Genomic DNA, 11,526 nt, shown 5'->3' with positions numbered 1-11,526 from the left:
CCCGGCCTCAAATGTCCACCCTACCGTGTCGACGCTGGTTTAATCCTGCGAAATCAGCGCCACCGGTGCGCGCATATCGAACTGCACCTTGCCGCCCATGACGACAGCCGTCTTGCCCGTGTAAGCGTCGCGCACCGTCTGGCCGTCGCCGAACACGCCGGCCACGGGGATGGCCACCGTGCGGTCCTGCGGCAGGTCGAGGGCGACGACGACGCGGTCGGAGACGCCGTTCTTCTCGTACGTGCGCTTGAACGTGTACGGGCTGGAAGCGATCATCTGGTGCACGCCCGCGCCCACGGCCGGATGCGCGTGACGGAAGCGGCCCAGGCGCGCCCAGTAGTCGCGCACCTCGGCCACGCCGTGCAGGCCGACCTGGGCGTTGTTCTTCAACTGGTCCCAGTTCATGAACGAGCGCAGGTTCGCATCGCCGGTTGCGCCCTCGATCTTCAGCACGCGCGCCGTCTCGTCGCCGTAATAGACCTGGGCCTGGCCCGGTGCCAGCAGCAGCTTGTTCGCTTCCTCGAACGGGTGCGCGCGCATGGCGTCGAACGGGTGGCCGTCGTCGTGCGAGTCGAGGTAGTTCAGGACCGTCACGCCTTTCAACGGACCGTTCAGCAGGCCCGAATACCTGGAGAACAGCGTCTCGTAGCTCTGGGTTGCGTCACCCGGCAGCGCGAAGTTGATCATGCTGTCGAAGCCGTTGTCGTAATAGTCGACCTTCGTGCCGTCGTCGTAGGCGAACGGGCGGCCGTCCGCGATCGGGTGGCCGTACGCTTCGGCCACCATGAAGAACGGCTGGTTGCCGATCTTCTCGATGCCCTCCTTGCCGGCCGGTGTCCGCTTCCAGTCCTCGTAGGCCTGGCTCGCGACCTTCTTGAGGTCTTTCCACACGCCGGGTTCCGTGTGCTTGACGGTGTCGCCGCGGAAGCCGTCGAAGCCGTACTTGCGCACCCAGTCGGCGTGCCATTTCATCAGGTAGTAGCGCGGCGCGCGCGGGTAGCCCGTGCGCTTGAAGAAGTCGTCCAGCTCCTTCGTTTCGCGCTCGTAACGCCCTTCCTTCTTCCACTTCGCGACGAGGAACGGCGGCAGGTCGACGTTCGCATTGCTGTCGGTACGGATGTCCGGCAGGTTCTTCACGAGCGTGCAATCGACCGTGCCCTTGACGTCCTTGAAGGTACAGGTCGGCGACGTGCGCACCCAGTCCGCCGGCCACACGGTGTCTTCAGGCGTGACCGGACCGGTATGGTTCATCACGACGTCGAGCAGCACGCGGATGCCGCGCGCATGCGCCGCCTCGACGAGGTCGCGCACGTCCTTCCCGGTGCCGGCGTTGGCGTCGACGGCCGTGAAGTCGCGCGCCCAGTAGCCGTGGAAGCCGTAGCTGACGCCCGTGCCTTCGTCGGTGGACGCGTGGATCTGCTCGACCGGCGGCGAGATCCAGAGCGCGTCCACGCCCAGGTCCGTGAAATACCCTTCCTTGATCTTCGCCGTGATGCCGGCCAGGTCGCCGCCCATGAAGCCGCGCGCCACGGCCGCGTCGCTCTTGCGGCCGTAGGCGTGGTCGTTCGACGGATCGACGTTGTTGAAGCGGTCGATCACGATGAAGTAGACGGTCGCGTTATCCCAGGTGAACGGCTTGCCCTTGACCGGCGACAGGTCGGGCGCGGCCGAGGCGGCACCGAAGGCGAGCATCAGGGAGGCGGCGAGAACTGGTAGTTTCATGCGGGTGTCCTGTTAGTGGTTATAAACGTCGTCCCCGCGGAGGCGGGGATCCAATTTCGCATGCATCGTCGAGATGCGCGCAAACTTGGGTTCCCGCCTGCGCGGGAACGACGGGGTTCGGGGTCACGTAATCACGCTCGGCTGCTCGCGGCCCGTGCGCACCTTCAGTCCCGACACCTGCTCCGCGATGGCGATGAGCGGCGCCAGCGCCTGCTGGGTGTCGAGGTCGTGGCGGGCCGGGTCGGCCTCGTAGCGTTCCAGGTACAGGCGCACGGTGGCGCCTTCCGTGCCGGTGCCGGACAGGCGCAGCACGATGCGCGAGCCGTCCGTCATGACGATGCGTACGCCCTGGCGCGTGGACACGGAGTTGTCGACCGGGTCGGTGTAGGTGAAATCGTCGGCCAGCTGGACGCGGTAGTTATTCTCACCTTCGCCCAGTGTCTGGCCTGCGAGCGAAGGAAGCTTGCCGCGCAAGTCGTCCATCATCGCGTTGGCGGCGGCGGCGTCCACGGCCTCGTAGTCGTGGCGCGAATAATAGTTGCGGCCGAAGCGGGCCCAGTGTTCCTGCACGATCTCGTTGACGGACTTGCCCGTCGCGGCGATGAGGTTCAGCCAGAACAGCACGGCCCACACGCCGTCCTTTTCGCGGATGTGCATCGAGCCCGTGCCGTAGCTCTCTTCGCCGCACAAGGTGGCGAGGCCCGCGTCGAGCAGGTTGCCGAAGTACTTCCAGCCGGTCGGGGTCTCGAAGCAGGAGACGCCCAGCGCGGCGGCCACGCGGTCCGCGGCCTGCGACGTCGGCATGGAGCGCGCGATGCCCTTGATGCCGTCGCGGTAGCCCGGCGCGGCGGTCGCGTTGGCGGCGATGATGGCGAGGCTGTCCGACGGCGACACCGCGAGCTTGCGGCCGACGATCATGTTACGGTCGCCGTCGCCGTCCGATGCGGCGCCGAAGTCCGGCGCGTCCGGACCGTCCATCAGCGCGATCAGCTCGGCCGCGTTGACGGGGTTCGGGTCCGGGTGGTGGCCGCCGAAATCTTCCAGCGGCTCGGCGTTGACGACGGTGCCGGCGGGCGCGCCCAGCATGCCTTCGATGATGGCCTTCGCGTACGGGCCGGAGACGGCGTGCATGCCGTCGAAGCGCATCGTGAAGCCGCGCTGGAACAGGGCGCGGATGGCGTCGAAGTCGAACAGGCCGGCCATCAGCTCGGCGTAGTCGGACACGGCATCGATCACCTCCACTTCCATGTCTTCGATGCGGATGCTGCCGATCCTGTCGAGGTCGACCGGGCCGGCGTCGCTGATGCGGTAGGACGCCAGCGTCTTCGTGTGTTCGTAGATCGCGTCGGTGATCTTTTCGGGCGCCGGGCCGCCGTTGTCGATGTTGTACTTGATGCCGAAGTCGCCGTCGGGGCCGCCGGGATTGTGGCTGGCCGAGAGGACGATGCCGCCCAGCGCGGTGCGCTTGCGGATCACGCAGCTGACGGCCGGCGTGGACAGGATGCCGCCGCGGCCCACGAGCACGCGGCCCACGCCGTGGGCGGCGGCCATGCGCAGGATGGTCTGGATGGCGTCGCGGTTGAAATAGCGGCCGTCGCCGCCGAGCACCAGGGTGCGGCCCTGCACATTACCCAGCGCGCCCAGCGTCAGGAAGATGGCCTCGACGAAGTTTTCCAGGTAGCCGGGCTGCTGGAACTCCGTCACCTTCTTGCGCAGCCCGGACGTGCCGGGGCGTTGCCCGGCGAACGGGGTCGTCGCAATCGTCTGAATTGTCATGTTGTGCTCCTGTCGGGGGTTTGTTGTCAAACCCGTAAGGATACGACACTCGTCCCGACAATGGCGCCGCTATCAGTGGGCGGCGCGTTCCGCCCGGTCGGTGACGAACAGCGCCAGCACGGCCGCGATGACCATCGACACGCCGCCCAGCACCAGCGTAAGTACCGCGTGGTTGCCGAACATATGCTTCGTGAACCAGCCGAGCACGAGACCGCTGACGATCTGCGGAATCACGATGAAGAAGTTGAACAGGCCCATGTAATAGCCCATGCGGTTCGGCGGCAGCGCGGCGACCAGGATCGCATACGGCATCGTGAGGATGCTCGCCCACGCCACGCCCACGCCCAGCATCGGGATCAGCAGCAGATGCTTGTCGTGGATGAAGAACACGCTGGCCAGCGACAGGCCGCCGATCGCGAGGCAGACGGCGTGGCACGCCTTGCGGCTCGTGCGGCGCGCCAGCACGGGCAGCACGAACGCAGCCAGGGCGGACATGCCGTTGTAGACGGCGAACATCACGCCGACCCAGTTGCCCGCGTTCTGGTAGCCCGGCGACAGCGGATCCGTCGTGTTGTAGACGTTGTCGGCGATCCCGGGACCGGTGTAGATCCACAGCGCGAACAGCGCGATCCACGAGAAGAACTGGACGAACGCCAGCTGCACCATCGTCTTCGGCATGTGCGCGAAGCCGCTCATGATCTCGCGCAGCGCGACACCGAAGTTGCGCGAATGCTTGCGCTGGGCTTCGAAACGGTCGAGGTCCGGCGGCGGCAGTTCGGTCGACGTGAACACGGTCCACGTCACGGCCAGCAGGAACGCGGCGCCGCCGACGTAGAACGAGTAGCGTACCGAATCCGGCACGGCGCCGTTCACGGGCACGTTGGAGACGCCGAGGACGTCGGCGAACAGGATCGGCAGCAGCGACGCGATCACGGCGCCGCAGCCGATGAGGAAGGTCTGCATCGCGAAGCCGGCCGTCTGCTGCGACGTGTCGAGCTTGTCGCCGACGAAGGCGCGGAACGGCTCCATCGAAATATTGATCGAGGCATCCATCAGCCACAGCATGGCGACGGCCATCCAGACGGCGACGGAATTCGGCATCAGGAACAGGGCCGTTGCGGCCAGCACGGCGCCGAGGAAGAAGAACGGACGGCGGCGGCCCCAACGCGGGTGCCACGTGTTATCGCTGAGGTAACCGATCACCGGCTGCACGAGCAGGCCCGTGACGGGCGCCGCGAGCCAGACGAGGGCCAGGTCGTCCATCGACGTGCCGAGCGTGGCGAAGATCCGGCTCGTGTTCACGTTCTGCAACGCCAAGCCGAACTGGATGCCGAAGAAGCCGAAGCTCATGTTCCACAGCTGCCAGAACGTCAGCCGCGGCTTGAGCGCATGTGTTTGCATTTCCATCTGTGTCCCCTAACGCGCCTGGACTCCCGCCAGGCTGCCACATGTAGCAAAGTAACATGGGGTTTTCTGGGTGTCAATGCGATAACAGCCCTGAATCTAAAGGGAAGCCACAGAAAATGTAGTCAAACAACAGATCGACACTTCGGGGTCAGAGCCCGTTTTTGGGCAATTGCCAAAAATCGGGCTCTGACCCCGGTGCTTACTTGCGGAACTTGCGCTTCGCCGGCTTTTTCTCCGGCGGTTCTTCGCCGTCGCGCGTAATGCCCAGCTGCTGGCCCGCCACCCACACCTTTTTCAGGTGGTCGAGCAGGTCCTGCGGCAGGCCGGCCGGCATGTCGAGCGTGCTGAAGTCGTCGTAGATCTCGATACGGCCGATTTCCTTCGACGGCACGCCGCCTTCGTTGGCGATGGCGCCCACGATGTTGCCCGGCTTGACGCCGTGGAAGTGGCCCACTTCGATGCGGTACGTGGCCATGCCCTCTTCCGGCGCGCGCATCACGCGCTCCTTCTTGAAGCCTTGTCGGCCTTCACCTTCCCGGCCGGCACGGGCCGGGCGCTCGTCGCCGAAGCTTTCACGGCCCGCGCGCGCCGGGCGTTCCTCGCGCTCGCGGAATTCCGGCTTGGGCTCGCGGTCCGGCTTTTCCAGCAGCAGCGGCTCGTCGCCGCGATACAGCTTGGCCAGCGCGGCCGCGATGTCGATCGCGGGCACGTTCTGCTCGCGTTCGAAGTCCTCGATCAGGGAACGGAACACATCCAGGCCGCCCGCGGCCAGCGTCTCGCCGATCTGCTCCTTGAACCTCGTGATGCGCACTTCGTTGACGGCCTTGATGGTGGGCAGCGTAAGCGGCGCCACCGGCTGGCGCGTGGCGCGTTCGATCGCCTTCAGCAGGCCACGCTCGCGCGGCGTGATGAACAGGATCGCGTCGCCGCTACGGCCGGCGCGGCCCGTGCGGCCGATGCGGTGCGTGTAGCTTTCCGGGTCGGACGGCACGTCGTAGTTGATCACGTGGCTGATGCGCTCCACGTCCAGGCCGCGCGCGGCAACGTCGGTGGCGACGAGGATGTCGATCTTGCCGTTCTTGAGCTGCTCGATCGTGCGCTCGCGCTGTTGCTGGGCCATGTCGCCGTTGATGGCGGCCGCCGCGAACCCGCGCGCCTGCAGCTTGCTCGCCAGTTCCTCGGTGCCGAGCTTCGTGCGCGCGAAGACGATCATGCCGTCGAACGGCTCCGCTTCGAGGATGCGCGTGAGGGCGTCCAGCTTCTGCAGGCCCGCGACGAGCCAGTAGCGCTGCGTGATGTTGGTGGCCGTCGTCGTCTTGGCGGCGACCGTCACCTCGCTCGGTTCGTTCAGGTAGGTCTTGGCGATGCGCTTGATCTGCTGCGGCATCGTGGCCGAGAACAGCGCCGTCTGGCGCCCTTCCGGCGTCTCCTGCAGGATGCGTTCGACGTCGTCGATGAAGCCCATGCGCAGCATTTCGTCGGCCTCGTCCAGCACGAGGGTCTTCAGCTGCGAGATGTCGAGCGAGCCCTTGTCGAGGTGGTCGATGACGCGGCCGGGCGTGCCGACGACGACCTGCACGCCGCGGCGCAGCGCCGACAGCTGCGGGCCGTAGCTCTGGCCGCCGTAGATCGGCAGCACATGGAAGTTCTTCAGGTGCGCGGCATAGCTCTGGAAGGCCTCGGCGACCTGGATCGCGAGTTCGCGCGTGGGCGCGAGCACGAGGGCCTGCACGGCCGGATTCTTGACGTCGATGCGCGACAGCACGGGCAGCGCGAAGGCGGCCGTCTTGCCGGTGCCCGTCTGCGCCTGCCCCAGCACGTCACGCCCCTCCATCAGCAGCGGAATGGTGGCCGCCTGGATCGGCGACGGCGTCTCGTAGCCGACCTCCTTCAATGCCTTGAGGATGGGGGCGGGGATATCGAGATCGGCGAACGTCTGGAGCTGTGTGTCTTGCATGGAAATAATATTCAAAAATCGTAGGCAATCCTACAGTTTACTCCTTTGCACGCCGGGCTTCAGGATTATTTGACACCGCTCACAATAAAAATGCCCCTTGCCGCAACAACGGCTAGGGGCATGGAAACTGCGTCGGCGGCTGGGCGCCCCGGCCGCTTACAGCTTGTAGTTAAAGCCGAACAGCATCTGGCGGCCGTACTTCGTGTAGCCGCGCGGACGGTCCGTCGAACCCGAGTAGGTCTGGAACGCCGTGTCGGTCAGGTTGTTCACCTGGAACAGCACAGACAAGCCCTTGACCTGCTTGAAGTCGTAGCCGAGCTGCAGGTCGACGACGCGGTCCGGCTTCGTGAACGTCAGTTCGGTCGCGCCACCGACGCCGCCGATCTCGGCCACGTAGTCGCTGCGGTAGCGCTGCGCGACGCGGGCCGAGAAGCCGTCGTTCTCATAGTAGGCGGTCACGTTGAACACGCGCTTCGACAGGCCCGGCAGCGGGATGCTCATATCGCCGAAGCTCTGGTTCTTGATCGAGATCTCGCTCGTCGTGAACGCCGCGTTGGCCGTGATGCCGAAGCCCGACAGCACAGGGGTGAACATGTCCAGCGGCACCGACGCGGCCAGTTCCAGGCCTTGCAGCTTGCCGCCGTTGCCGTTCTTCGGCTGGGTCATCGTGCCGATGTTGCTGGTCGCGCCCTGCAGCTGGTACTCGGAGAAGTCGCGCGGCTCGGTGACGGTGTAGATGTAGGACTTCAGGTCTTTGTAGAAGCCGGCCACCTGCACATAGCCCTTGTTGCCGAAGTATTTTTCCCACGACAGGTCGACCGCGTTCGCACGCCACGGATCCAGCTGCGCGTTGCCGCCGTTGCCGTAAGGCGTACCGGTGCTCTGGTGCGTCAGGCCGACTTCACGCGATGCGTTCAACTCGTCGAGGCGCGGACGCGCCAGGGTCTTGTTGGCGCCGAAGCGGATGATCTGCTGTTCCGGCAAGCTCCAGATCAGGTTGATGCTCGGCAGATAGTCGTTGTACTTCTTGCCGTCGGTGAGCGGCACCAGGTCGGCGAACGGCCAGGCGCGCAGCGTCTTGGCGGTCGAGCTCTGGTCGGTGTGCACGGCCTGGATGCCGACGTTGCCGCGCAGCGGCATCGACATCAGTTCGGTGTCGATGTTCAGCTTGGCGTAGGCGGTCTGGACCTTCTCGGTGATGGTCCAGTTCTTGGTCGCGCCCCACGGCACCAGCACGGCCGGCGTGTACGGACCGAAGTTCTGCGCCAGCACGGCCGGGATATCCCAGCTCAGCGTATCGGGCAGCGCGTACAGCGACTGCGAGCCGTTGACGGCGCCGGCGGCGATGGCGCCCGTGCCCAGCTTCGTGAAGCCGGTCTCGAGGTGCTGCTTCTGCTTGTCGCGCTTGGACGCGTTGACGCCGAATTCGACGCTGTTGAACAGCTTGCTGTCGAAGCGGTATTCGGCGCTGAGGCGGAACGAGTTCAGCTTGTCCTTCAGGTGCGGCGCGTTGACGTAGCCGTCGCCGTACTGGCCGCCGATGGCGAGCAGCGCCGGGTTGTCGTACACGCCGGTCAGGCCGATGTTCGGGATGGTGCCGTTCGCGTAGTCGAACGTCATCGTCTGGCGCGCCGCGAGGCCGGTGTTGATCTCGTCGAGTTCTTCCTTGTGGTCGGCCTGCGAGTGGCTCAGGTCCGCGACGAAGGTCCAGTCGCCCGCGATGTACTTGTTGTTCCAGCCGTAGGCCGTCAGCGTGTCGTTCTGGCGGTAGTGGTTGTTGCGCACCACCGGGTTGACGTTGTTGGCGGTACCGGCCGTCATCACGCCGTTGCCGTTGATGGTGCCCGGCGTGAACGAGACGTTGCCGTCGTCGGTCAGCTGCACTTCCATGCCGCGGCGGTCTTCATCGAGCTTGAAGCGCGAGTGGTACGCGTCGATCGTCGACGTGAATTCGCGGATCGGGTGCCATTCCACGACGCCCATCAGGCCGTCGCGCACCTGGTTGCCGGTCTGCGCCAGCGACTTGATGCCTTTCGGAACCTTGACGGTCTTGCCCGGCACGGACGACGTATTGTCGACCCAGTCCCAGGTCTCGAATTGCTTCGACTCGTTCGGCTTGTCGGCGCGTGCGTAGCCGACCGCCACGCCCAGCGTGCGGCCCAGGAACTGGTCCACGTACGACGCGCTGATGCGGCTGCCCTTGTCCTTCGAGCCGGTGCTGAGCTTGCCCTGGCTGTTCTTCTCGCCGCGCACGTTCAGCGTGACGACGCGCTCGCGCAGCGACAGCGGCTTGATCGTCTGCAGGTTGACCGTACCGGACAGGCCTTGGCCGACGAGCGCTGCGTCCGACGTTTTATACACGGTGACGGCGTTGATCAGCTCGGACGGATACTGGTCGTACTCGACCGTGCGGTTCGCGCTCGTGCTGACCTGCTCGCGGCCGTTCAGCAGCGCGGTCGACAGGTCGCCCGACGTGCCGCGGATGCTGATCTGCTGCGCCTGGCCGTTGACGCGCTGCGCCGACAGGCCCGGCAGGCGCGCCAGCGATTCGGCGATGCTGATGTCCGGCAGCTTGCCGATGTCCTCGGCGGAGATGGTCTCGACGATGCTGGTCGCATCGCGCTTGACGGCGATCGCGTCCTCGATACTGCGGCGGATGCCGGTGACGGTGACGGTGCTGACCGGCGCCGCCTGGACACCGTCGGCCGCCTGCGTCTGCGCGGATGCCTGGGCGCCCGCGAGCGCCAGGAACACGGCGCAACCCACGGCGACCGGGCTCAGTTGGAATGCGGGCTGACCGCCCTTCGAAATCTTCATATGTCCCCTCGACAGAATCAAATGTGCTTATAAGAGGAACGTCAGCCTTTTGCCGAAGCGTGCGCCGGCCACGGGCTCGAACGTTCGGATCCGATTCTGTATTAAAACTAGATTGCGTGTCAACGAGACATAGATTTAAGTGAAGAGACTGTGGTTTTCACCCACAAAACGCACCCAGAAAGGGAATTTTAGAAGCAATCCTAGTAAATACATACTTCTTATAAATGTAGTTCGGGTACAAATTTCGAGGTGAAAACGCTTACATCTTCGGTGCCTTGCAATATCCGTCGATGAACGCCGCATGATCGGGCATGAAATCGACGCATTGCCGGATCACGTCCGCCACGCCTTCCATGTAGTCCCGGATGCCCTCTTCCGACTGCACGTCGACCAGCGGGTGATACGCTTGCGGATGGATGTTCTGCCCGACGAGCACCTGCAGCCAGCCGACTTCCGTGAACAGTTCGCTGTCGACGCGGCGCAGGCGGCCGTGCGTGCGGAACAGGTCGATCTTGTCGCGCAGGGTGGCTGGAATCTCCATGTGCGCGCACGCCTGCCAGAACGCGGCGTCGTCGCGCTGGTTCGCGTGGTAGTGCAGGATGATGAAGTCGCGGATGCGCTCGTAGTGGAAGCGCGACAGGCGGTTGAACGCCTCGACGTCCGTCGCGCTGAAGCCCTGGTCCGGGAAGTAGTCCAGCAGGCGCTGGATCGAGTCCTGGATCATGTGGATGCTCGTCGATTCGATCGGCTCCAGGAAACCGCTCGACAGGCCGATCGCCACCACGTTCTTGTCCCACGCCTTCTTGCGCATGCCCGTCGTGAAGCGGATCGGGCGCGGGTCCGCGAGCGGCTTGCCGTCCAGGTTGGACAGCAGCACGTGCGCCGCCTCGTCGTCGCTGATGTAGCGGCTGCAGTAGACGTGGCCGTTGCCGATGCGGTTCTGCAGCGGGATGCGCCACTGCCAGCCCGACTTGTGGGCGGTCGCGCGCGTGTACGGCGTGAGCGCGGGCACGGATTCGCACGGCACGGCCAGGGCGCGGTCGCACGGCAGCCAATGGCTCCAGTCCTCGTAGCCCGCCTCCAGGGTCTGCTCGATCAGGAGGCCGCGGAAGCCCGAGCAGTCGATGAACAGGTCGCCCTCGATGCGCTCGCCGTTTTCCATCACGACGGCGTCCACGTGGCCGTCGTGCTCGCGCTGCGTCACGCGCACGATTTTTCCCTCGGTGCGCTCCACGCCGCGCGCTTCCGACAGCTTGCGCAGGTGGCGCGCATACAGGCCGGCGTCGAAGTGGTAGGCGTAGGTGATCTCGCCCAGCGGCGAATTGCCCAGGTCCGTGCGCGGCAGCATGAACTTGTTCGCGCGCGCGGCGGCGCGCGTGATCGAGTAATCGGCCAGGTCGCGCGCCTGGCCCAGCGCGCGCATCTTGTGCCAGTACTGCTCGAAGCCGACCATCCACAGGTCCTGGCCCAGGCGCCCGAAGCCGTGCGTGTAGCGGTCGCCCAGGCGCCCCCAGTTGACGAACTCGACGCCGAGCTTGAAGGTGCCGTTGGTGGCTTTCAGGAACTCGGCTTCGTCGATGCCGGCGACGGTATTGAAACGCTGGATCATCGGGATGGTGGCCTCGCCGACGCCCACGATGCCGATCTCGTCGGACTCGACGAGGCGGATGCGGTAGCGGCCGCGCAGCGCGGTGGCCAGGGCGGTAGCGGTCATCCAGCCGGCGGTGCCGCCGCCGACGATGACGATGGTGTTCAGATGAGGTACTTGCATGCTCGGTCTCGCGATCATGAAAAAACACCCCTGCTGACCAGGGCCGGCAGGGGTGTTCCAATTAACTGTCGACGTC

General features: G+C 65.5%; 6 protein-coding genes. All 6 read right to left on the bottom strand.

All coding sequences use genetic code 11. From position 1 onward, the window contains the following. Positions 1 to 39 precede the first annotated feature (39 nt). On the bottom strand, positions 40 to 1,722 hold the full coding sequence (locus QPK29_RS13185) for an alpha-amylase family glycosyl hydrolase (protein WP_371769089.1): 1,683 nt from the start codon (positions 1,720 to 1,722) through the stop codon (positions 40 to 42). Between the two features lie 123 nt (positions 1,723 to 1,845). Then, positions 1,846 to 3,498, bottom strand: coding sequence for an alpha-D-glucose phosphate-specific phosphoglucomutase (locus QPK29_RS13180; protein ID WP_371769088.1), 1,653 nt, complete (start codon positions 3,496 to 3,498; stop codon positions 1,846 to 1,848). A gap of 72 nt (positions 3,499 to 3,570) precedes the next feature. Beyond that, the gene (locus tag QPK29_RS13175) at positions 3,571 to 4,905 is read right to left on the bottom strand and encodes an MFS transporter (protein ID WP_056130541.1); all 1,335 of its coding nucleotides are present in this window, start codon (positions 4,903 to 4,905) and stop codon (positions 3,571 to 3,573) included. 199 nt (positions 4,906 to 5,104) lie between these two features. Further along, complete coding sequence (locus QPK29_RS13170; RefSeq protein WP_160409217.1) at positions 5,105 to 6,862, bottom strand: DEAD/DEAH box helicase; 1,758 nt, start codon at positions 6,860 to 6,862, stop codon at positions 5,105 to 5,107. A 156-nt stretch (positions 6,863 to 7,018) separates the two neighbouring features. Beyond that, positions 7,019 to 9,679: a TonB-dependent receptor gene (locus QPK29_RS13165; protein ID WP_371769087.1), complete on the bottom strand. Its 2,661-nt coding sequence runs from the start codon at positions 9,677 to 9,679 to the stop codon at positions 7,019 to 7,021. Positions 9,680 to 9,938: 259 nt separating this feature from the next. After that, positions 9,939 to 11,450 carry a tryptophan halogenase family protein gene (locus QPK29_RS13160; protein ID WP_371769086.1) on the bottom strand — a complete coding sequence of 504 codons (1,512 nt, stop codon included), beginning with the start codon at positions 11,448 to 11,450 and terminating at the stop codon, positions 9,939 to 9,941. Between the last annotated feature and the right edge of the window lie 76 nt (positions 11,451 to 11,526).

The organism is Massilia orientalis, assembly GCF_030411975.2.
GTDB classification, from domain to species: Bacteria; Pseudomonadota; Gammaproteobacteria; order Burkholderiales; family Burkholderiaceae_D; genus Telluria; species Telluria orientalis.
Note: the sequence above shows the minus strand (reverse complement) of the source record. Positions and strands in the feature narration are given on the sequence as shown.